This window comes from Gemella sp. (assembly GCF_057272915.1).
On record NZ_DBHIUF010000006.1, the window covers coordinates 1 to 24,898 of the forward strand.

Consider the following 24,898-nt stretch of genomic DNA (forward strand, 5'->3'; position numbering starts at 1 on the left):
AACTATTAGCTAATTCAGCAACACTCGCACTATCTCCTGGCAATGTATACGTTTGGTTCGCAGATGGATCTGTATCCGTAGTAGCCGCATCTGTACGGAATGGATTATTTTTATCCAATGCTTTCCCATGACGTTCATCTCTAGAACCTGAGTTTGCGATTGAATTCGTATCTGCTGCTTTTTCAGTATTAGTTGCTGTTTTACCTACAGTAGCTTTTCCATTTGTCGTATCTACTGCTGGTGCTTCTTTTTTCTCTTCTGGTTTTGTTTGTAATTTTGTTGTTGCAGTAACTAATTTAGCGTGTGCTTGTGTTAATTCAGCTTGTGTTTTTGCGTTACTTAAAACCACTCTTGCTTCTTCTAAAGCTGTTTTCAATTGGTTTACACTATCTTCTGTTTTAGAAGTATATTTCCCGTTGGTAAATTTCCCGTCAATTTCTTCAATTAATTTTGTTAAGGCTGTTTTATTTAGAGTTTCTTTTTCTGAATTCTCTAGTTTTGAAGCTACTGCGGCTGCCACACTCTCTCTAGTGTTTTCTACTACTGGTTTGGCTTGTGCTTTTGGTGTGACTTCTAGTTTATTATCTGCCCCTAATGATTCATCTGTTGCTGTGTTGTTTGAAATAGAATCACTAGCTTGAGCTACTGCTCCAGCACCAAAAAAGATACTTGCACCTATTACTACAGACGCAGCACCTACTTTAAATTTCTTTATTGAGTACGACTCTACTTTTGTACCCTCTTTTGTATTTTTCAAATAATAATTATTTTTTCCTATCATTTTTTATTCTCCTTATTTTTTAAAATATTAATTTAATTTGAAGTTAAAAATAAATACCTTTCACATTGAAATATTAAATAACCATATTTATCGCTATAGAGCGCGCCGATAATAATAATAATAATATGATATTACCGTATTCTTTAAATTCTGAAACAACTTACTATTTAGCTGTAACCTTTATTAAAAAACAATGTTATTTTACAATTAACCTTAGTGTCACTATTATATCAAACTAGCATTTTTTTGTCTAACAAAAACCTATCAAATATAGCGATAATTAGCACTTGGATATAGAAAACAAATCCCGATATCCAAATATAAATTCCTCATAAGAACATATTCTATATTATGAAGTTAAAATGTAGTTAATATTTTTGAAATTATTTGAATAAAATATCTCTTATATTCCTTGTATATTCAGCTTTTATGCATTTCAAGGAACACAAAAGCACATCGACTATTTTCCTTATAAACGGGAGTGACTCAAAAATCGCGATTTCAGAGAAATCGATTTTTTAGAGTCACCCCCGCAAAGTTTATTAGATATCTAAAAAGCTTTCATAAAGCGAATTTAGATATCAATAAACCACTGCGTCTATGAGTTAGCATATACACTTTTTTTAAATTTAGGACTTTTGGGTCAGCCCATATTCCATCTACTTCGTACAAAACAGGAAAAAAGCTAGACCTCCTAATGCAGCATAGCTTTCTCCTATTTTCTTAATCAATCGAACTTAACGAAATGACTAAAAATTACAAATTCTTAGCAATAATATTTTGTAAATCCACTCCCGTAAAGTTTATTAGATATCTAAAAACTATTACGAAGCGAATTTATCTATTAATAAACCACTACGTCTTGGAGTTGTTCTTATAAACTTTTTTTCTTTAGGACTTTTTATCACTCCCTTTTGTGTTTTAAACCCTTTAAACATAAACTTAATTATTTGAAAAGACTCTTATAAACTACTTCTAAAAATTATTTATTAAAGAAATCATTAGAAAATCCATCTGTATTTTTTAGTAATTGTTTAAACACCTTAGTTTTAAGTGCAACTGTATTTCCATAAGATTCTTTACCAGTTTTAGCCATTTGGTCTAAATCTTTTTGAACTGCATCGTTAAACATTTGTTGCAGTTGATCATAAGATGTTATATGCACATTATCGATATCTATCTCAGCGAATCCATGTTTAGCTTTCGCTAAGACTTCTCCATACCAATGTTTTTTCCATGCTTCAAGAGTTTCAAAAGCTCCTTTAGATACTTTTTTGATAATATACTTATCACTTAAAGTTGGTAATTTTTCTTTATTGGCTGCATCTTTGTATTTATTTGAAACATAACTGATAAATCCATCTTCATAACCATAGTACCCCCACATACGGAATGCATTATGTTTGAATGATAATGAACCAGGTGCCCCATCGCTTGAATTACCTCCATAAATACCTGCCATCATATTTACATTTACGTATGCAGAATTTGGCATTAAATCTTCTGGACGATAACGTCCATTTCCAACACCATGTTTAGTCGCAAAGTTATTGTCTACCAAATCATTAATTGAAGTTAATTGTTTAGTTTTTTCTTCATCTCTCAAATCTCTTACCTTATCCCATTGATTAGGTTTTAGTAGTTCGTTAAATGAATCTTTGTAACGATATTCTTTATCTATTTTTCTAAACCATTTACTATTATCAGTTAGCCCTTTACTAATGACTGCGTCAGCTTCTAAGTGATCTAGCATCATCATCGCTTCATTGTAGCGTTTCATGTAGGCATCTATTTCTTGTCTATTTTTTAATTTACTAGGATCATAGTTATACCATTGATCCCCATTATTTGGTCGAACATATGCCATATTTAATCCTAGAGCTCCATATTCTCCATTTGTCGTAGAACTATCAGGTGTTTGTAGCATACCTTGTGCATACGCCTCAAGATCCGTACCTTCACGGTGCCAGTTACCTCCATAGTACAACATGCGGTCATTTACATGGGTTGTTTCATGAGTAAATGCTGAAATACCAAATGGACTAATCATATCTGTCACCATAAAGAACACTGCATCATCTTCATATGGTCTTCCATAGATTCTAGCCATAGCCCCCATGCTTCCATTTGTATTGTGATAACGCCATGTTGGTCCATATAACTCACGTACAGGAGCTACTATATCTCTACCATTATTAGCGAAGCCATAACGGTTAGAGCCTCCACTATAATTTTGGTTATCCCAAACTGCAGTTGGTACCATATTGTCACTCTTCAATAGTTTATTCCTTACTACTGGCAAGGCTAGACGAGACCAAAAGTCTAAGTATCGTTGTTGCGCATTTGCTACTTCATCAATTTTTTCTTTAAATTTATTTCGTTCTTCTTCTGTATATTTTCCATATTTTTCAAAAGAACTATACGCTAAAGTATTATATGTTGAAATCAAGAATATGTGAGCATTTTTTAAAGTCAATAACGGTAAAATCATACGACCATGTATGAAATTATTTAATCCATCATAAGCTCTATGTTTTTTATTTACAAAATCTTGAGTTGTGGTAGTAGGTTCAGATATATAAACATTTTTTTCTGTTGCGTGTTTAAACCAATCATTTAAATCTGTATCTTCTGTAAATAATCTCATATTATAGTTTAAGAATTCATGTAAATTCCCCTTACCTGTAGCACTTGCAATAACCTCTCTATATGCATCATACGTACGATCACCTTTTATGTAACTTTCCTTAGAACCAATTTTGATAAGTCTATCAAGCACATCTACATTTTTTCCATAGAAATCAGGTTTGAAAGTCATCATATCTTTTATATTTACACCATTATATTTAATTCCGTAATATCTATTTAAGTATGTTAAAGCAAGCATAATATTAGTTTTATTTTTTTCGATTTTTTTAATTAATGAAAGTTTAGCAGACTCATCATCATTTAATTGATGTTCTTCATTTTCTACAAGTTTCTTAACAAACTTATCGATATTATCTCTAACCTCTTTGAAACTTTCTTCTAAGAATAAATCACGAATATATCCATTTTGACGAGCTTCGCTATTGGCTGTAGGATCATTTTTAGTATCTCTCTTCTCAAGAATATTACGAACAGCTTGAGACTGTAACTCAACAGATAGCAATAATTCTTTAACTTTAGCTTCTAAAGTATCTCTATTTTTAATAACTATATTCGGCGTATATACTATATCTCCTAAGTTTTCTATACTATATTCTTTCACTTGAGCTACTTGAGATTCTTTTGCTGAAATATTAAACAATTCTTTTGTTCCATCAGCATAGTGAACCATGATTTTATTAGCATTTTCTGAATCTGTTACAAATTCTGTATCCTTCATAGCTGTTACCGATAAAACTCTCTTAGTTACAAGATTAGAATTTTCATCTAATTTATTACCTTGATTTACTATCCAATCTTTATTATAGAATGGTTGTAGTTTTTCTATGTTACGATATGCCTGATCACGCTTTTCTTGGTAATCTTGAATATTTTTATATTCATCTTCATGAGAAACTTTGTTGTTAAGCTTATCTACAGTTGGTTGTGTACTAACTAATTTATCAGCAGTAATCATCATCGCTTTAATTTTCGCATCTGCTTCATCTTTAGTAATATCTTTGATTCTATGAGAGTTTCTATGAGTTTTTCCACCTTTGCTAATACCTGTTACTGTGAAATTCTTATTAACAACCCAATCGGTAACATTTTCATCGTCCATATCTCTTGATCCAAAGAATACGTCACCCTTCTTAACATCCATCATTGTAACAGTATTTTCAATAACACCCCAAGGCCAGTTCTTACCTATAAGACCTCCATTTTCTCCACTATTAGGAACATCAATAGTACCTTTTGCTACAGAATTTCTTATATATCCCCATCTACCTATTCCATCAGAATTTAAACCATGGCTTATGTTACCTGCTATTCCTCCCGTTCGTGATCTATCACCTGTAATTTCAGCATCAACATAGGCTTTTTCAATATTACCACGCCAAACATCACCTGCTATTCCAGCAAGATTAGATCCCCTATTTCCTGTTGCTTGAACTTTGCCAATGAATGCAATATTAGTCATTTTCCCTTCATCTAACTTATTAACAATACCAGCCACTTCGTTTGCCCCGATGACACTACCCGTTACTTTAACATTTTCAATAATTCCACCTTTTGCTATCTGTGCAAGTGAAGCGACATCATTTGTTCCTGGTAAATTAATATTTACATTCTCTAAGTTTACATTCTTAATAGTTGCATTCTCTAATTTACTAAATAGAGGGTGTTGTATATTATGAATTGAATAGTGCTTATCATCAACACTTGTTAATGTTCCTGTAAATTTCTGAGTAACATAAGATTTTCCGAGTGGTTTTATACTAACCGCGCTTAAATCAGCCCCAAGTTTGAATGTTCCCGAAGGAGTTTTTTGCATAGCTTCTATTAAATCTTTAAAATCATAATACACATCACCAATATGTGGTTTGGGTTTCGCGATATAATAAGAATAAGTATCCTCTATTTTATTTTCACTCGTTCTTCGCACTAAGTCTTGAGCTTTTGCACTAACTTTATAAAACCAATCTTCTCCAACTTTTACTTCTTCTATTTTATCAATAGCAAGTTTAGTTGTTTTATTATCACGAGAAGTCACTTTCAAATAATATTCTTTTATATTTTCAGGAATAGCGTTTAATAAGCTACTATCAGATTCCTCACCTTGTTCGTTAACATGTATCAAGCTTGTTTCTTTGATATTTTTAACTTCAACTTTTTTTAGATCAAGCCTTAGTGGTCTTTCTTCTAATACTGAAGTCTCATCTACTTTTCCTCGATTATAAATCATAGTTGTTCTGACGATATAGTCTTTATACAATTTAAGATTATCTGCAATATCTTTTAATTTAGATGTAGTTAAATCTAATCGTTTAACTACATTTTCACCATCACGGACTTCCGCCATAATAGATTTAATCTCGACTGAATCCTCATTTTCTAAAGTATATGTCAAGTTAGCAGAGCGATCAAGAGTATGTTCTTCGATCTTAGCTAATGTTAATACAGGTGGTTTTTTCTCTTTTGGAATTTCTTTTACTGGATTCTCTGGCTGTACTAACGGTTCGCCTTTCTCACTTACCACTCCTTCTGGATTTTCTGGTTGTACTAATGATTCGCCTTTCTCGCTTACTACCCCTTCTGGGTTCTCTGGTTGAACTAGGCTTTCACCTTTCTCACTTACCACTCCTATCGGGTTCTCTGGCTGTACTAACGGTTCGCCTTTCTCGCTTACTATCCCTTTCGGTTTCTCCGGCTGTACTAGCGATTCGCCTTTCTCACTTACCACTCCTTTTGGTTTCTCCGGCTGCACTAGCGCTTTACCTTTCTCACTTACCACTCCTTTTGGATTCTCCGGTTGCACTAACGATTCACCTTTCTCGCTTACTACTCCTTTCGGTTTCTCTGGCTGTACTAACGATTCACCTTTCTCGCTTACCACTCCTATCGGTTTTTCTGGTTGGACTAACGATTTACCTTTTGCTACTTCTAAAGTACCGACAGCAATAACTTTATTGACAACATTCCTAGTAATAGAAGTTTTAATGATTCTACTAGTCTCTTTGCCATCAACCGTCGTTACTTCGCTAAACACCACTTTTTTCCCATTAACACCATCTTTAAGAACTTTAGTCTCACCTTTTGGCAACGTATTGTCAAATTTTCTAATAGTTTCAAAAGGGATAACTTCCTTAGTTGATCTTAGTTCTGGTTTATTTATAGATAAGTTACGTACACCTTCCTCTGGCGTTGTTTTATATTCAATCTTTGGTTTTGAGATTTCTGTATCTTGTTTGCGAGATCCAATTTTAGGTACCTCAATTTTCTCAACTTTTTCTGTTTTAGTTAATGATTTACCCTTCTTAATTGACGATTCTTTCGTTTCACTTGGGAGAATCTTTTCTGTAACTCGAGAGTGTTCTTCTAAATCATTTTGCGTGAAAAATCCTATATATCTGTATCCTTCTATTTGAATTACACCTTTGGCAAGTTCAGAAGAATTACTTATAGTTGCTTTTGTATTATATTGAACTAAGTCTTTGCTTTCTAAAGCAAAAGAATGATAAGGTACTATAGCACTCTGTCCTAAACTACCAATCAAAACAACACTAAGTACTTTATTTCTATGTTTTTTTGATATTAGAAACACCACTAGAACTGCTGTTCCTAGACCTAATCCAGCTAATGGGAGTGAACTTTCTCCAGTATTAGGTAATAATTTTGTTTTCAGTGTATCAGCGCTAGCATTATGACTTTCTTTCTTATAAACCATATAATAGGTTTCGTTATTTTTTAAATCATTTGGTATACTATTTTTAATTAAGCTTTTTTCCGATTCTGTAAGTTCATTTTCAGTTAGATAAGTATAATTAACATTTATACCATTGTCACTTGCATAAGCTTTAGTTGGCATATAGCTTCCAAAGATTAATGCGCCAATAACAACAGGTGCTGCCCCAAATGATAATTTTCTAATTGAAAACTTTAAAATTTTATTATTTTTATTTTGTGCTCGCATAAAACGTTTGCTCCTAAATACATATTATTACAATTTTATTCTATCAAAATAATATTTCTATTACAATTTAATAAACACCCCAAAATAAAGCTACAATTAATAACTTTTTTATTTATAGATGGTAAAAATGATACTCTATTTCCCCTGTTAATACATAAATACAATACTATCACTTTTAGAAAACACAAAGATATATATGTACTGAATAATTAATTCCAAATAAAAAAAGGAGCGTCCACCAAAATAATGATTTAAAAATCATCACTAGTACGTCGCTCCTTATAATATTTATTAGATATAATACCTTGAGACTGATTTAAATTATTTTTTTATGTTAATCTGAGCTTTTTCATCTTCTTAACAGTTTAACTTAATTCTTTTTATCTTATCTCTAGAATTCTCTTAATTACAATAAATAGAATAACATTTTAACATTTAGACCTTTACTAAATTATATTATTTTACAATCTCTATTCCTGAACTTGTTCCTAATCTTTCTGCGCCAAGATCAACATATTTTTGTGCAGTTTCTTTATCTCTAACTCCACCACTTGCTTTAACTTTTGCATTGTCACCTACTACAGACTTCATTAATTTTACATCTTCATACGTTGCACCATCAGTTCCAAAACCAGTTGAAGTTTTTACAAAATCTGCTTTAGCTACTAATGATAACTCACAGGCTTTAACTTTTTCTTCATCAGTTAAATAACAAGTTTCAATTATAACTTTTAATACATTATCTCCAATCGCTTCTTTAATAAGACGAATTTCATTTTCTACATAATCAAACTCACCATCTTTCAATTTAGCAACATTGATAACCATATCTATTTCGCTTGCTCCATTTTCTACCGCTTCTTTGGCTTCGAATACTTTCGCAGCAGTAGTCATTGCACCTAATGGAAAACCTACAACAGCCGCAACTTTAACATCAGTTCCTTGTAAAAGATGCTTGGCATCTGCAACGTAACAACCATTAACACAAACACTATAAAATTTATGTTCAATTGCTTCCGCGCAAAGTTTTTGAACATCAGCACTACTTGCTGTCGCCTTTAAAATTGTATGATCGATATATTTATTTAATCCCATTTTTTACCTCTATTCTATTACTTCTAATATATTTTTAATATTTTCTATTTTTTCTTTTCCTATTACATAAGCATCTAAAACCATCGCTTTACTTGATTGAACATTTTTTTCATCGTTGTAGTAAATTTCAGCGATAACATCACCTTTTTCTACCTTATCTCCGACTTTTTTCTTAAGCTCAATTCCTACAGCGTGGTCTACCTCATCTTCTTTAGTAGCACGACCAGCTCCAATAACCATCGCTGCTTTACCTATTTCTTCTGCTTTGATTTTTGTTACAAAACCTTCTTCTTCTGAGAATACTTCTAGTACTGACTTAGGCGTTGGTAACAGTTCATAATTATTTATAACTTCGCCGTCTCCTCCACTAAGTTCAATAAATTGTTTTAATAGTTCTAGTGCACGACCATTAGCAATAACTTCGTCTATTTTTTTAGCTGCTTCTTCAAACGTCTTAACTTCACCTTTGTGTTTTAACGCTAGGTAGACAATTTCGTAAACAACTTCTTTTAAATCGCTAGACCAATTGCCTTTTAAAGCTTCTATTCCTTCGATAATTTCATTAGCATTCCCAATATTATATCCTAATGGTTCTTCCATATTAGTCAGTACTGCTATTGTTTTTCTACCTACACTATTTCCAATCTCAACCATTCTACGAGATAACTCTCTAGCATCTTCTATAGTTTTCATAAAAGCACCGTCACCGACTTTTACATCTAGAATAATTAAATCAGATTGAATCGCCAGTTTCTTACTCATGATACTGCTTGCTATTAATGGAATACTATCTACAGTTGCTGTTACATCACGTAATGCATAGATTTTCTTATCCAATGGAACAATATTGTCACTGTACCCCATTAACCCCACTCCAGTTTTACTAGCTACTTCCACTAGTTCTTCTTTTGTTGTACTAAATTTAAAATTTCTAATAGCTTCGAACTTATCAATCGTTCCTCCAGTATGACCTAAACCTTTACCAGATAACTTTGTCGTAGCCATTCCTACCGCTGATAAAATCGGTCCTAGAACCACAGTAACCTTATCACCTACTCCACCTGTAGAATGTTTATCAACAAGATAGTGATCTAAATCGTCAAAGTAGATTGTATCTCCAGAATCCCTCATAGTTAAAGTGAAGTTAGTTAGTTCATCTTTTGTCATATTATTAAAATAAACAGACATTAAAAATGAACTCATCTGATAATCAGGCACTATTCCTTTAAGGTATCCGTCTAGTAAAAATTCAATTTCATCCTTTGTAAGTTCCTTATTCTTTTTCTTTTTATCTATGATATCAACAACTCTCATAGCATATTCTCCTTAATTATTCTTCTTGTATGATAGAGGTAAAATCTCCTACTAGCTAAAAGTTTTTACAATAAAAATTAGTCATTCTATATTTTTCATTTTCAATATAAATATTATTAGATACTTCTATTATCTGCAAACTCTTCTTATCTTTTAATATTTTATATATCTCTTCTTGACTTTTCTTGCTATATACTATTTTATCACGAATTATGTACATTTTGTAGCCTAATAATGTTAATGTATAATTTTTATATTTAAATAACATTAATGATAACACATAATATATAATTACAAAAATTATTATTTTATATAAAAAATGTATTTTATTATTAATAATCAAAAAGTTAACTATTATCATGAGTACTAAATAATATTGATCAATACCGTTTTGTTTAGATATTTCTTTTTTTCCACATACGAATATATTTGTAGGTCTACTATTAACCTGAAGCATTAACACAAATATTGATACAATTATAAGTACTATAGTTAAAAGTAAAGCTTCCATATCCTCTTTTACAAATGTGTATATAAGCAAAACAAAATAAAGAGGCATAAATGAATAAATACAATAACTAATATAGTTAAATGGCTTTTTCATATTACACCTCCTATTTATTATCTTTTACTTTTTGATTTTGACAATACTTCTGAAAAAATTATATCGTTAAGAATTCTTTCTTTATCAAAAGTTAAAGTGTTTGAAACTATTTCTTTTTCTCTATCAACTATAACTCTAGGCTTTCTTTCTAAAGGTTCTTCCTTAATTCTAGGATTATTACTACTTACCTTATCAGTTGAAATTTTCACCTTTTTTTTCTTTTTAGGGAGCTCTTCGGTTTTTACTCTCGCTTGTTTAAGCTTATCAAAAACTAACGAGAGAATAAACATTACCAAAATGAATACTAATGAATTCATTATCGTCCCCTCCTAGTATTTCTATTAAGATACTCGTTAGCTAATATCCCGCGAACAAGATTCTCTTTAGAAAATTCTAGTTTTTTTGTATCCTCTTGTTTAATTGATATTTGCTGAAAGTTTCTTTGTATATCAAATCTATTTTTTCCTCTATTATAATTTTCATTATAATACTGTTGGTATTTATTTACAGTAGAACTATCAACCTGTTGTTCATATATATCTTCCTTATAAACTTGTTGATTCTCTAATTCCTTTTCTTTGATTTCAGAATCATTTAAGCCATTTTTGGCTGCCTCTTTGATTCTTTTCATTTCTTCCACTGCCTTTAACGCCTGCTCTCGAGCATTGTCTAATTCCATCTGTTTTGAATTATCTAAATTTTTTCTGTATCTTTTACTGTCAGAAGCGAAGACAACTGCGAAAATAGCAAAAATTATGATAAATATTATTGGCGCTGCGAAAATTAAAAACGACATTTCACACCCTCCTTATTATCTAATTATTTACCTGCTCCTGCTTCAGGTTGTGACATACGTTTAATTGAATCTCTCATACCTGTATCAGCTTCGATATTTTTATAATTCATATAATCCATAATACCTAAATTACCTTCTTGGAAAGCTTTCGCCATAGCAAGTGGTAATTCAGCTTCAGCTTCTACAACTTTAGCACGCATTTCTTGGATTCTAGCTTTCATCTCTTGCTCAGCTGCAACCGCCATAGCACGACGTTGTTCAGCTTTCGCTTGTGCTATATTCTTATCAGCAATAGCTTGTTCAGTTTGTAAATTAGCACCGATATTTTGACCGATGTCAACATCTAGAATATCGATTGATAAGATTTCAAATGCAGTACCAGCATCTAATCCTTTATCCAAAATTGTTTTAGAAATTCTATCCGGATTCTCTAAAACTACTGTGTGTGATTCAGAAGAACCGATTGTAGAAACTATACCTTCACCTACACGGGCAATAACAGTCTCCTCTCCAGCTCCCCCTACAAGTCGCTCAATATTTGCACGAACTGTAATTCTCGCTTTAGCTTTAACCTCAATACCATTAATCGCAACCCCTGCAATATATGGTGTTTCAATAACTTTCGGGTTAACACTCATTTGAACCGCTTGAAGAACATCACGCCCTGCCAAATCAATAGCTGCACAACGTTCAAATGTTAAACTTACTATATTAGCTCTATGAGCTGCAATAAGAGCGTTAATTACTCTATCGACATTCCCCCCCGCTAAATAGTGACTTTCTAGTTGATTAATAGTAACTGCCAATCCTGCTTTGTGTGCTTTAATCATCGGATTAATTACTCTACTTGGAATAACACGTCTTAATCTCATACCAACAAGTGTGAAGATACTAACCTTAACTCCTGCTGCAATCGCACTAATCCAAAGACCAAGTGGAAAGAAAGTAAAGAATATCGATAGCACAATCAGCACTACTACCACAATAATACCTGTAAATACTAATTCTGGCATAATACTACCTCCTTATGTTATTTATATTTTCTTAACAACTATACGCATTCCTTCAACGCGTACAATTTCAACTTCATTACCTTTTTCTATAAAATCTCCATCAGTAACCACATCTAACTTCTCATTATCTAATATAGCTACTCCTGCAGGGCGTAAATCAGTATATGCTTTTAATTTCTTCCCTACTAACTCTACTCTACTCTCACTAGCTACATAACCATTTTCTGTAGAAATAGAATCATTCAAGACAAGTCTATCTAAAAACATCAGTTTTTTATGGAAAACATTTCGATTTACATAATATAATATCACCGCAAGAATTAGAGATACTACAAGTATAAAAGCAATATAATATGTTGATTTATTCACATAAATTATTGCATATACTACGGTAATAATTCCTACAGTCCCAACTATTCCACCAGGAACGAACATCTCAAGTCCTATTAATGCTAGTCCTCCTATAAACAATAAAAGAACAAAAATACTTAATCCTGTAGAATAAGAATGAAGGGCTATATATGTCGCCAAACTAAGTAGAGATAATATTCCAAATAAGTTAAACTTTTTTGAGAACAATTGTTGGCAAAAAGTTAACGACATTGTAACTAAAAGAATCCAATCGAGTGACATCATTAAATCCATTTATAATCACCTCATTTTTGTATATTCTTTTTCTAGATATTCTAACAATTCCTCTCTTGTGAATATATTTCCATGCCCAGGAAGAGCATGTTCAAAATCAAGTTCTGTTATCTTATCTATATAATCGCGAAGCTTCTCTTTATTATATGCCATAGGTTTCGTATAGTAATTTTTAGCATGGCTATCTCCTAAAAATAGCACTTTTTCTTCTGGAATATAAATTAAAAATGCATCATTAGAATGAGAATTATCACTATATAAACAATTTAATTTAATCTTTCCTAGATTCAAATTAAAATCTGCCATCTTTGGCATATCTGGAATTCTAATTTTTATTTCATGATCTTCATAAACTCTTCTTATAACATCCGCACTATATTTTATTTCGGTTCCATCTTTTACCCTTTGATATAAACTCTCCTCATCCCATTCTAACTGAGATAATTCAATTAAAGAATCTCTAGCTCTATCTGTCGCTATTACTGGAATATCCAAATAAGCAGCCCCAAAACTATGATCCCAATGATGATGAGTTAATATCACATAACTTGGCATAGGAAGGTTATTTTCTTTTAATTCATTCAAAAAATTCGCCACTTGTGTAGGTCCATTTCCCGAATCTAACATTACTGAAAAATACTCTCCTTTTACATAACCAAGTGTTGGTTCTAAATACATATATCGTTGTTTTGTATAATAAAATCTATCTGAAAATTTAATTAGCATCCTTTTTTCTTCCTTTTGATTATAAGTATATTATATCATACTAAAAATATAAAGTATATTAAATATATTTAAACATTCGTGTGCGTAGTTTTTTTAATAAAAAAAAGAAAGTAATACCAAAATGGTCTACTTTCTTCTAATTAAAATGGAGATGGCGGGATTTGAACCCGCGTCCAAAAATACCTCCCCTTAGCCTCTACATGTTTAGTTTACCTATTAAATTTAATTCTCCACTTAAGCCGATAAACAGGCAATGGAAAACGAGTTTGATTAATCTCTTATTTTTTTCTACAAACAGAAGAAAAAAATCGTAGACTGCTAAGAATGAACCGATTAGCTTTGTCACAGTCAAACAAAGTAATCAGCCTTTAGCTTATTAAGCTGCTAAAGCGTAATTTGTTTTTTCGCCAGTTATATTTAACTGATGTGTTGTTAAAGAAGACAACCCTCCTACATGCCACCAAGAAGACTAGCATCCCTGTCGAATCCTAAACATCCCCTAGTTGTGATTAATCTATTTTACCATAAATTTCAACTTATGTAAAATTTTATTATTTCTTCTGCACTCACTCCTAGTCTAGTTAAACTTTCTAACAACAACCTTCTCAATTATGATATAATTAACATTAGATAATAAAATTTTAAAGGAGGTACCATGGAAACCCTTATCAATAGATTACGCCCTACTAAAATAAACGACATAATCGGACAGCATCATTTAATTGGAGATGGAAAAGTTCTTACTAAAATAGTAGAAAGCAAAAAAATGTTTTCTTTTATATTATATGGACCCCCTGGAACTGGAAAAACATCTATAGCAAATGCTCTTGCTAACGAACTAGACTATAAATTTAAAATACTAAATGCTGTAAATTGTACTAAGAAAGATTTAACTGCAGTAATAGAAGAATCTAAAAGGTTTAAAAAAGTTATTTTACTTCTTGATGAATTTCATAGATTAACTAAACCTATGCAAGATATACTTCTTCCTGAAATCGAATTTGATAATATATACGTTATTGGATGTACAACCAATAATCCATATCATACCGTAAATCCTGCGATTAGATCACGTTTAATTATTTTTGAATTACAACAAGTTTCCAATGATGATATTTATGAATATCTAAAAAAAATAGCAAATAATAAAGAAATATTCCCCAAAGAATTATCAATCGAAGATGATGTGTTTAAAACAATCGCTCTTAACTCTTCTGGAGATTTAAGATTCTCACTAAATACTTTTGAAATTTTATATAATTTATCAAATGAAGGTGAAATTATTACAAAAGAGGAGCTATTAAACTTATCCCTAGGAAAATTCAAAGCCTATGACAAAGATGGCGATGCTTTTTATGACATTATTAGTGCTTTTCAAAAATCTATTCGTGGAAGTGATGTAGATGCTTCACTATATTACTTAGCATTATTGATTGATAGTGGTGATTTGGACACTATATATAGAAGAATGAGTGTTATAGCTTATGAAGATATTGGTCTAGCTAATCCAAATATCGGACCTTTTGTTCATGCTGCTATTGAAAGTGCGAAGATGCTTGGACTACCCGAAGCTAGAATACCATTAGCCAACGCAGTTATCCAACTATCTCTTTCATTAAAATCTAATAGTGCTTATATGGCAATCGATAATGCACTACATGAAACTAAGACAAATCCAAAATTTATTATTCCTGATCACTTGAGAGATGCACATTATTACGGAGCTGATAAACTAAATCGTGGCGTTGGTTACCAATATCCACACAGTCATCCAACTGGTTATATTAAGCAACAATATCTTCCTGATAACTTAATAGGAAGAACATTCTATACTCCAAAAACAAACAATAAAAATGAGCAAAATCTAGCACAATATAAAAAATTTATAGATAGTATTAAATAAAAATAGGGCTAATCCAGCCCTAAAATTTAACAAAGTTCATATGTGAAATCATAGACGCAGTGATTTATTAATATCTAAAAGCCAATAAACTTTGCGAAAGTGACTCAACAAAATCTTGTTTCTCCAAAATCACGATTTTATCGAGTCACTTCTTTTTTTATTCACCTAATATTTTAACTTCACACTCAAGTTCAACACCTGAGTCTTCAAAAACTTTTTTCTGAACTTCTTTTATTAAGTTTTTATAATCTTCACAAGTTGCTGAATTTATATTAACCATAAATCCTGCATGTTTTTTTGATACTTGCGCTCCTCCTACAGTTAAGCCTTGTAATCCTGCATCTTGGATTAATTTCCCTGCGAAGTATCCTTCTGGTCTTTTAAATACAGAACCACATGAAGGGTATTCTAAAGGTTGCTTATCTGAGCGCATTTTATTTAATTCTTCTACTTTAGAGACAATTTCTTCTTTATTTCCTTTTTTCATTTGGAAATAAACTCTAGAAATGATTTCTTTAGTTTCTTGAATTACAGAATGTCTGTAAGAAAATTCCATTTGTTCATTTGTATATATTTTCTTTTCACCATTTTTAGTGAAAACCTCAACTTTTTGAACAACTTCTTTCATCTCACCACCGTATGCACCAGCATTCATGAAGATTGCTCCACCAACACTTCCTGGAATACCACATGAAAATTCAAGATTTGTTAAGCTATTTTCTATACAAAACTCTGTTAATTCTTTTAATGTTAATCCCGCATAACAAGAAATAATATCACCATCTAATAATTCAATATTATTCATGTCACTAGTAAGAGCAACAATCCCGCTAATTCCGTTATCAGAAATTAATACATTCGAACCATTGCCAAGTATAGTCAATTCAATATTATTTTTGTTGCTATATGCTATTACATTTTGTAAATCTTTTTCATTGTTAATTTTCACTAAAATCTCAGCATTTCCACCTGTTTTTGTGAAACTATAATTTCTTAGAGGTTCATTATACAGTACTTCACTACTTTGAAGAATCTCCTCAATTTTTTTTATCTTAATCATTATTTTCAATCCTTTTTAACATTTCATTTATAAATATTATTTTTTGTGCTGAATAATCTTTAAATGAAAGTTCTTTATTATTCTTTTTAAATGAATTATAGTCATTTTTTAAATCTTCATTATTAAAAACTTCTCTAACTTTTATAAAATCTTTGTGTATTTCTGTATCTCGTTGAACTACATTTAATACTACATCATAGCTCATTGTTAGATAATCAATTATTCTAGCGTACTTAATTACACCTTTTATTCCATTATGAGCTATTCTATGATAACCTATATTGTTTAACCTTTTCTCATCAAATGTTGTTATCTCGTGTAAATTCTCAACAACAACAAGCATATCTACAATTTTCTCTCCCAATACCTGTGTTGTACTCGTCGCTCCAATGTGCAAAAACTCACACTTCGGCATTTTAGGAATCTCTTGTATTTTTTTTATTTCTTCTAAAAATGTGTTAACAAAGACCTCATTGTCTTTTATTTCTTCAATTTTAACAATTCTCTTATCCATTTATAAAATCCAATCTTGTAATTAAATATCCTAATCTATTATAGACGTTATTTTATTTAAAGTAAAGCTCTTTTCGGGTTTCATCGCTGAACTGAGTAAATATACTTTTGATATTAATAATCTTATTTTTTCACTAACAGCATGCTTCATAACAAAAACAACTTTTTTCATGGTCGTTTATTATACCGATAGCCTGTAGATAACTATAGATGATTGTGCTTCCTACAAAACTAAATCCTCTTTTTTTCATATCTTTACTTATTTTTATCGATAACTCTGATTCACTCGGTGCATCCTTGTAGCTTTCTAACTTATTATTGATTTTTTTATAATCTGTAAAACCCCAGATATACTTGTCAAAACTTCCAAATTCTTTTTGTACTTTAATAAATGCAAGAGCATTTTTTCTAACTGAATAGATTTTCAATTTATTTCTTATAATACTCTCATCTTCCCTTAATGATTCTAAATATTCATCAGTATAATTTGCACAAATATTATAATCAAAATTATCAAAAGCACGTTTAAAGTTCTCACGTTTTTTTAATATTAACGACCAACTTAATCCTGCTTGCATACCCTCTAATACTAAATATTCGAATAGCATCTGTTCATCATGAGTTTCTCTGCCCCATTCATTATCATGATATTCAATATCTAAGGGAGCTTTTGCCCATGGACATCTATGTTTATTCATACGTAGCCTCCAAATTACTATTTACTAAAGTAAGCATTTCTCTAATTCGTCTAATGCAATATCTTTCTTTTTTATCAATTTCTAAGAAAAATCCATCCTTTGCAATAATGCGTGTATCTTTATGAGGAGTTAATGCAGTAAATAATTCTTTTCCTTTTAGATTATTCATAATTTCTTTATCGAATGTTATAACAACTTTATTGGCTAATTCTTTTATACTAGTAACCATAGTATTTTTCGCCATAACTTTTAAATAACAAATATCTATTAGATTATTTACTTCTTCTCCAAAATCAGAGAATCTATCAATTAAATCTTCAACAATACTTTCTATTTCTTCGTCACTAACAACATTGTTCAATCTCTTATAGAAATCTATTTTATCTGCATCACTAGAAATATACTCTTTCGGAATAAAGGCATCTACATTAAGTTTGATTTCAAGATTATCAGTCTCAACTTCAAAAATATCCTTTTTAATTGAAGGGGCTGCTTCTTTAATAATATTTTCATAGTAACTCACATCTTGCGTTCTATCTTTTTCTAATAAAGGTTCTAAAATTCCTTTTTTAGCTTGGATTTCTTGTTCTAACATTTGAGAATATAACGTATAACCTACCGAATCGATAAATCCATGTTGTCTTCCACCTAAGACATCCCCTGCTCCACGAATAGATAAATCCTGCATGGCAATCTTGAATCCACTTCCTAGAGAAGTAAAGTTCTTAATCGCTGATAATCTTTTCTCCGAGTTTTCTGTTAATGATTTAAACGGTTCGTACATTAAGTATGCATAGGCCTCTCTGTTACTTCGTCCAACTCGCCCACGAAGTTGATACAACTGACTTAATCCAAAACGATCAGCATCTTCGACAATCAAAGTATTTACATTTGAAATATCAATACCAGTTTCTATAATAGTCGTTGATATTAACATGTCATATTTTCTATCGATAACATCTGACATAATATTCTCAAGTTCTCTTTGACTCATACGACCATGGGCATAAGCGATATTAATATCAGGTAATAATCTTTTTAGCTCTAAATACTTCTCATCGATTGTCTCTACTCTATTATAAACATAAAATACCTGTCCTCCACGATTCACCTCATTCATAACCGCTTCTTTAATAACCATTTTATTCTGAGCTGTTACGAATGTCTGGATAGGTTGTCGTTCTCTTGGTGGTGTCTCTATTACAGATAAATCCCTAATTCCAATCAAACTCATATGCAGTGTTCTTGGTATAGGTGTAGCACTAAGAGTAAGTACATCTACTGTATTTTTTAGATGTTTAATTTTTTCTTTATGTTTAACTCCGAAACGTTGTTCTTCATCTATTATTAATAAACCTAAATCTCTATATTTAAACTTATCGTTTAATAGTTTATGCGTTCCTACGATGATATCAATCTTACCTTCTTCAAGTTTTTTACAAATTTCTGTAATATCTTTTGCAGATTTAAACCTACTAACAACTTCTATATTAATAGGAAAATTCGCAAATCTACTTACAAAGTTATCATAGTGTTGTTCAGCAAGTAGTGTTGTTGGTACTAAAACAGCCACTTGCTTATTATCGGTAACAGCTTTAAACGCAACCCTCATCGCTACTTCCGTTTTACCAAATCCAACATCTCCGCAAAGGAGTCTATCCATTGGACGTTCTTTTTCCATATCTCTTTTGATTTCTTCAGTAGCTTTTACCTGATCTTCAGTTGGAGTAAATGCGAAATCAGCTTCAAATTCAGCCTGCATACTACCGTCAAAACTATATGCATATCCCGAACTCAACTCACGTTTGATATACAGTTTAATCAAGTCCTCAGAAATATCTTCAATTTCTTTACGAACTCTACTCTTAGTCTTTTGCCAATTTTTAGTACCCAGTTTATTCAGTGCAGGTTTTCTGTTGTCTGTAGAAGCTGTATATTTTTGAATATAGTTCATATTATTTATATCTACATAAATAATATCTCCACCATCGTAGACGATCTTTAAGAAGTCTTTATATACTCCTCCTACTTCGACATTTTCTATACCCTCATAAAGTCCAATCCCATGGCTAACATGAACAATATAATCACCAATATTTAACTCTTGATAATTTCGTATTTTTTCTGAGTTAGTATATTTGAATTTTACGCGACGTTTTTTTCTCTCTTCTTCGGTAAAAAGTTCACGAGGTGTTAATAAAAATATTTTATTCTTTCTATCCTCTAACCCCTTAAGGTGATATTTATTTACATCAATAAAAATTTTCCCTTCTTTAACACCGTAGTAAATATCATCATAAAAATAATTATCAAACAGAACTTTTTCGACATAATCTCTTTGCTTTTGAGTATTTAATGAAATTATTACCTTATAATTATCTGTTAATTTTTCTCTAATTTCCTTAGCTAAATACTCTTCACTTGAATAATATGTTAAGTCAATTATATCTAAGTTATAGTTTTTCTCAATAATTTTATCATTTAATTTTAAAGTAGATAAATAGTATTTTCTACTATCTAAATTTTGAATCTTTTCAAATGCTATATTGTCTATTACATCTTGATAGATATAGCTTCTATTCATTTCCTGCAAACTCGTTAAAAAGTACTCTCTTAATCCTTCTATTTTTTCTAAGATTTTGTAATAATTGTCATAGAAGATAATAGTATCATCATTTAAATAATCTACAATACTAAATGAATTTTCATAAATTAAATTTGAGAAACTCTCTAAGTCACTAAAATCTCCTGTTGCTCTATAGATTTCTATTTTTTCTTTAAGATAAGTACTAATTTCTTGATAATTTTCATCTTCTTGTATCTTTTTATCATCCAACTTAGAGAGTATTTTCTCAACAACTATGTCTTTTTCTTCAGAAGTAAGGAAAAAATCACTTGTTGGATAAATAACTGCACTATCAATTCTATCTAGAGATCTTTGTGTAATTTCATCAAAAATCCTCATACTATCAAGTTCATCGTCAAAGAAATCTAATCGTATCGGCTTTTCACTTAATGGGCTAAAAATATCGACTATACTACCTCTTTTTGAAAACTCTCCAACTACATCAACACTCTCAACTCTGCGATAACCCATATTTACGAGTTTCTTCTGTAACTCATCAAAACTAATGACAGTATCTTCACTAATTTCAAAACTATTATTTTTAAAATCGCTAGGATTTTTTACTGTTCTATAGATAGCTTCTATCGGTATAATAATTATGCTTTGTATATTATTCACCAAGTTTTCAAGAACTTTTATTGAATTTTGGACTAGATCATTACTTTTAGATGTATGACGTTTTAATATATCTATTTCTGGATAAATATAAGTTTCTCCTTCGAAATCACTTAAAATTGCAAATAATTCTTCAGCCTCTGCCTTACTTTGAGATAGCACTACAACAGTGTTATTACTTTGTTTATATTCGTTATATATTTCCAAAGCACGTGTTGTTAGATTTTGTCCATAAATCCCTATGTGTTTATATTTTTTTTCAAATTGCAAATCAACTATTTCTAACAGACTTTCTTTTATCATGTACGCTCCTTCCTACGACAAATAGCAGCAGAGGGGAACTTCCTTCCTCTAATGCTGCATTTATTCTTTTAATTATATTTATTCATCAAATCTACAAAATTCATTTTAGAAAAATCTTCAATACAATTTATACTTTTCGAATAAATTTTTCCAATTTCAACCATTTCATCTTTTGAAAATCTTCCTAATACATAATCAACAACCTTCATAGGTGGAGTTGGTCTATCTATACCAATTTTAAGTCTATTGAATTTTTCTGTTCCAAGGTGACTTATGATACTCTTAATCCCGTTATGTCCCCCGCTACTCCCTTTTGCTTTAAGTTTAAAGTTTGCAGTTTTTGTATCTAAGTCATCATAGATTATCAAAATATCTTCTATATCAATTTCAAAATAATCATAAAACTTTCCTACTGCCTCTCCTGATAAATTCATATATGTTGTTGGCTTTACTAATAAATATTTAATTCCATTGTGATACGTCATAGCGTATTCTGCATTGAATTTAGTTTTATCAAAATTTACATTCCATGATCTTGCTAGTTCGTCTAGAACCATAAAACCAATGTTATGTCTTGTATTTTCGTATTGTTTACCTGGATTTCCTAATCCTACTATTAATTTCATAAGTTATCCTCTCATTATTTTATTTACTATCGAATATATGACTTAAAGAAGGCAACGGACACCGCTGCCTTCTCAGAGCTTGATTTAATTAATTATTATTCAAAAAGAACACTTACAGGTTCGTTATTGTGGATTTTGTAAATAGCTTTAGCTATTAAATCACCTACACATAACGGTACCATCTTATCTAATTTTTTCTCTTCTGGTATATCTATTGTGTTAGCATATACTAATTCTTTAATTGGAGAATTTTCGATTCTATCTAATGCTTGTCCACTTAACACAGCATGTGAGCAACTTGCATAAACTTCTTTTGCTCCTCTATCTTTAAGTGCTTGAGCTCCTAAAGTAATTGTTCCTGCTGTGTCAATAATATCATCTATAAGGATACAAGTTTTTCCTTCAATGTTACCTACAATATTCATAACTTCAGCAACATTTGGTTTTGGTCTTCTCTTATCGATAATTGCGATTGGTGTATTTAACGCATCTGCCAGTTTTCTAGCACGTGTTACACCACCGTGGTCTGGTGATACAACAACCACCTCTTCCATATCTGGAAGTTTTTCTTTGAAATATTTCGCAATAATTGGTACACACATAAGGTGATCAACTGGAATATCAAAGAAACCTTGAATTTGAAGAGCGTGAAGATCTAATGCAATTATACGATCTGCTCCTGCTACCTCTAGTAGATTAGCTACTAATTTAGCAGTAATTGGTTCACGACTTCTTGCTTTTCTATCTTGACGCGCATATCCGTAATAAGGAATTACAACGTTAATAGTGTCCACTGAAGCACGTTTAAGTGCATCTATCATAATTAATAAAGTCATTAAATTGTCATTTACAGGACCACTAGTTGATTGTAGTACGAATACTTCGCTACCACGTACACTTTCCTCTATATTAATTGAAACCTCACCGTCACTGAATTTTTTTACACTACATTTGCTTAATTCTACTCCTAGTGACTTCGCTACTTGTTGTGCTAATGGAATGTTAGCATTTAATGAAAACAGCTTTAATGGTTTATCTACAAGCATATTAAATTTTTCTCCTTAAAATTTGGTTCGATAGTAATACAGATGTATTCCGTAAATTATTATAGCATAAATATTAGATAATTTCTACTAATATCAGGTATAGACCAATTAAAATCCATTAATTTTTTTACTATTTTCTACCATACATATTTCTAAAATTCATTTTTCATTACTATATTAATATATTTTATCTCTAAAATAGCATTTATAATAAAAACACTCTATCAAGAATATTTATAGCAAACGATTATAATATTCGTATTTTATGTATACCTGATGGTATTTTTTAATTATTTTGACTATTTCTATTATTTTTTAGTTTATTTATTTCTCATACTATGATATTATTATTAAACAAAGAATAAAAGAAATTTTAATTTGCTTTAGCTTTTTAAAAAATTATATCTTTTTATATAGTATAGATAGTTTTTAATATGGCGCTGACCCAAAAGTCCTAAAAATTTAACAAAGTTCATATATGAACTCATAGACGCAGTGGTTTATTGATATCTAAATTCGCTTTATAAAAGCTTTTTAGATATCTAATAAACTTTGCGGGGGGGACTCGACAAAATCGATTCCTTCAAAATCACGATTTTTGAGTCACTCCCTTTCTAAGAGCATTATTTTCCTTTATTCTTAATTTTTACTAATTAAAGGAGTACCATTATGGATAAAATTTTTGAATTAATTGAAAAAGAACAACATAGACAAGATACTAACATTGAACTTATCGCAAGTGAAAACTTTGTTTCGAAAGATATTCTAAGAGCGACAGGAAGTATTTTAACAAATAAATATGCTGAAGGATATCCTGGAAAAAGATACTATGATGGATGTGAAGTAATTGACGAAATAGAATCTCTTGCAATCGATAGATTAAAAGAACTTTATAATGCTAAATTCGCAAACGTGCAAGCACACTCAGGATCAAGTGCAAACATCGCAGTTTACTTATCTTTATTAACACCTGGTGATACAGTTTTAGGGATGAGTATGGATGCTGGTGGACATCTAACTCACGGTAGCAAAGTTAACTTCTCAGGGAAACTATTTAATGCTGTTTCTTATGGAGTGACAAAAGATACGCATCTTATCGATTACGACGAAGTCCTTCGTGTTGCTAAAGAACACAAACCAAAAATGATTATTGCTGGATCAAGTGCATATTCTCGTGTAATTGATTTTGCTAAATTTAGAGAAATTGCTGATGAAGTAGGTGCTTACTTAATGGTTGATATGGCTCATATCGCTGGTTTAGTAGCTGCTGGCTTACATCCAAACCCAGTACCTTATGCTGATGTAGTTACATCTACTACGCATAAAACATTAAGAGGTCCACGTGGTGGTATTATCCTTACTAACAATGAGGAAATCGCAGTTAAAATTAATAAAATGATTTTCCCTGGTGCACAAGGTGGACCATTAGAGCACGTTGTTGCTGCGAAAGCGATTTGTTTCGCCGAAGCTCTTAAACCAGAATTCAAAGTATATCAACAACAAGTTGTTAAAAATATGAAAGCAATGGTAGAAGCATTTAAAGCTAACAATATTCCTGTCGTATCAAATGGTAGTGATAACCACCTATGTCTTATTGACACATACTCTACTTATAATGTTACTGGACACGATGCTAGTAGCCTATTAAGTAAAGCTAAAATCACATGTAATAAAAATGGTATTCCGTTCGATACATTACCACCTATGAAAACTAGTGGATTGCGTCTAGGAGCTGCTGCTATGACTTCTAAAGGTTATGTAGAAGAAGACTTTGTTGAAATTACAAATATCATTTGTGATTTATTAAAACAAGGTGAAAGCTATCTAGAAAAAGCTCAAGAAAGAGTAGCAACTCTAGTAGCAAAAGAAAGAAAAGAATTTAGATAAAAATATCATCAATAATATTGCAAACGGGGCTGACCCAAAAATCCTA

The 24,898-nt window shown here is 31.0% G+C and carries 18 protein-coding genes and 1 other RNA gene; 2 read left to right on the forward strand and 17 right to left on the reverse strand.

Annotation, left to right across the window (positions count from 1 at the left end; translation table 11 throughout):
- The 11 genes from ACO6OL_RS03660 to ssrA all read right to left on the reverse strand — a co-directional run.
- A partial coding sequence (locus ACO6OL_RS03660) for a YSIRK-type signal peptide-containing protein (protein WP_485502170.1) occupies window positions 1-781 on the reverse strand: 781 nt, incomplete at its 3' end.
- Between the two features lie 982 nt (window positions 782-1,763).
- On the reverse strand, window positions 1,764-7,382 hold the full coding sequence (locus ACO6OL_RS03665; protein WP_485502171.1) for a ZmpA/ZmpB/ZmpC family metallo-endopeptidase: 5,619 nt from the start codon (window positions 7,380-7,382) through the stop codon (window positions 1,764-1,766).
- A gap of 456 nt (window positions 7,383-7,838) precedes the next feature.
- Entirely contained in the window at window positions 7,839-8,477 is a 639-nt protein-coding gene (gene deoC / locus ACO6OL_RS03670; RefSeq protein WP_485502172.1) for a deoxyribose-phosphate aldolase, read from the reverse strand.
- A gap of 9 nt (window positions 8,478-8,486) precedes the next feature.
- Entirely contained in the window at window positions 8,487-9,791 is a 1,305-nt protein-coding gene (locus ACO6OL_RS03675; protein WP_485502173.1) for a thymidine phosphorylase, read from the reverse strand.
- 55 nt (window positions 9,792-9,846) lie between these two features.
- On the reverse strand, window positions 9,847-10,395 hold the full coding sequence (locus ACO6OL_RS03680) for a hypothetical protein (protein ID WP_485502174.1): 549 nt from the start codon (window positions 10,393-10,395) through the stop codon (window positions 9,847-9,849).
- A 17-nt stretch (window positions 10,396-10,412) separates the two neighbouring features.
- The gene (locus ACO6OL_RS03685; RefSeq protein WP_485502175.1) at window positions 10,413-10,712 is read right to left on the reverse strand and encodes a hypothetical protein; all 300 of its coding nucleotides are present in this window, start codon (window positions 10,710-10,712) and stop codon (window positions 10,413-10,415) included.
- A complete protein-coding gene (locus ACO6OL_RS03690) occupies window positions 10,712-11,191 on the reverse strand; it encodes a crotonobetainyl-CoA--carnitine CoA-transferase (RefSeq protein ID WP_485502176.1) in 480 nt (159 codons plus the stop codon). Before ACO6OL_RS03690 ends, ACO6OL_RS03685 begins: the two co-directional genes overlap by 1 nt.
- 23 nt (window positions 11,192-11,214) lie before the next feature.
- On the reverse strand, window positions 11,215-12,204 hold the full coding sequence (gene floA / locus ACO6OL_RS03695) for a flotillin-like protein FloA (protein ID WP_314397549.1): 990 nt from the start codon (window positions 12,202-12,204) through the stop codon (window positions 11,215-11,217).
- 21 nt (window positions 12,205-12,225) lie between these two features.
- Complete coding sequence (locus ACO6OL_RS03700; RefSeq protein WP_485502177.1) at window positions 12,226-12,849, reverse strand: NfeD family protein; 624 nt, start codon at window positions 12,847-12,849, stop codon at window positions 12,226-12,228.
- A gap of 6 nt (window positions 12,850-12,855) precedes the next feature.
- Window positions 12,856-13,575, reverse strand: a complete 720-nt coding sequence (locus ACO6OL_RS03705) for an MBL fold metallo-hydrolase (protein ID WP_485502178.1) — start codon at window positions 13,573-13,575, stop codon at window positions 12,856-12,858.
- Between the two features lie 143 nt (window positions 13,576-13,718).
- Window positions 13,719-14,075: a transfer-messenger RNA gene (gene ssrA, locus ACO6OL_RS03710) on the reverse strand.
- 155 nt (window positions 14,076-14,230) lie between these two features.
- Here ssrA and ACO6OL_RS03715 point away from each other — a divergent pair.
- Window positions 14,231-15,478 (forward strand): replication-associated recombination protein A, encoded by a 1,248-nt coding sequence (locus tag ACO6OL_RS03715; protein WP_485502179.1) that lies wholly within the window; start codon window positions 14,231-14,233, stop codon window positions 15,476-15,478.
- A 157-nt stretch (window positions 15,479-15,635) separates the two neighbouring features.
- Here ACO6OL_RS03715 and murB read toward each other — a convergent pair whose 3' ends face one another.
- From murB to ACO6OL_RS03745, 6 genes are all read right to left on the reverse strand, one after another.
- Window positions 15,636-16,538 carry a UDP-N-acetylmuramate dehydrogenase gene (gene murB, locus ACO6OL_RS03720; RefSeq protein WP_485502180.1) on the reverse strand — a complete coding sequence of 301 codons (903 nt, stop codon included), beginning with the start codon at window positions 16,536-16,538 and terminating at the stop codon, window positions 15,636-15,638.
- Window positions 16,531-17,052 (reverse strand): GrpB family protein, encoded by a 522-nt coding sequence (locus tag ACO6OL_RS03725; protein ID WP_485502181.1) that lies wholly within the window; start codon window positions 17,050-17,052, stop codon window positions 16,531-16,533. Before ACO6OL_RS03725 ends, murB begins: the two co-directional genes overlap by 8 nt.
- Before the next feature lie 133 nt (window positions 17,053-17,185).
- A complete protein-coding gene (locus ACO6OL_RS03730) occupies window positions 17,186-17,749 on the reverse strand; it encodes a DNA-3-methyladenine glycosylase I (protein WP_485502182.1) in 564 nt (187 codons plus the stop codon).
- Window positions 17,742-21,293, reverse strand: coding sequence for a transcription-repair coupling factor (gene mfd / locus ACO6OL_RS03735; RefSeq protein ID WP_485502183.1), 3,552 nt, complete (start codon window positions 21,291-21,293; stop codon window positions 17,742-17,744). Before mfd ends, ACO6OL_RS03730 begins: the two co-directional genes overlap by 8 nt.
- A gap of 68 nt (window positions 21,294-21,361) precedes the next feature.
- A complete protein-coding gene (gene pth, locus ACO6OL_RS03740; protein WP_314160921.1) occupies window positions 21,362-21,919 on the reverse strand; it encodes an aminoacyl-tRNA hydrolase in 558 nt (185 codons plus the stop codon).
- A 95-nt stretch (window positions 21,920-22,014) separates the two neighbouring features.
- Window positions 22,015-22,965 carry a ribose-phosphate diphosphokinase gene (locus ACO6OL_RS03745; RefSeq protein WP_304094048.1) on the reverse strand — a complete coding sequence of 317 codons (951 nt, stop codon included), beginning with the start codon at window positions 22,963-22,965 and terminating at the stop codon, window positions 22,015-22,017.
- A gap of 669 nt (window positions 22,966-23,634) precedes the next feature.
- Here ACO6OL_RS03745 and glyA point away from each other — a divergent pair.
- A complete protein-coding gene (gene glyA / locus ACO6OL_RS03750) occupies window positions 23,635-24,852 on the forward strand; it encodes a serine hydroxymethyltransferase (protein ID WP_485502184.1) in 1,218 nt (405 codons plus the stop codon).
- Window positions 24,853-24,898: the final 46 nt, after the last annotated feature.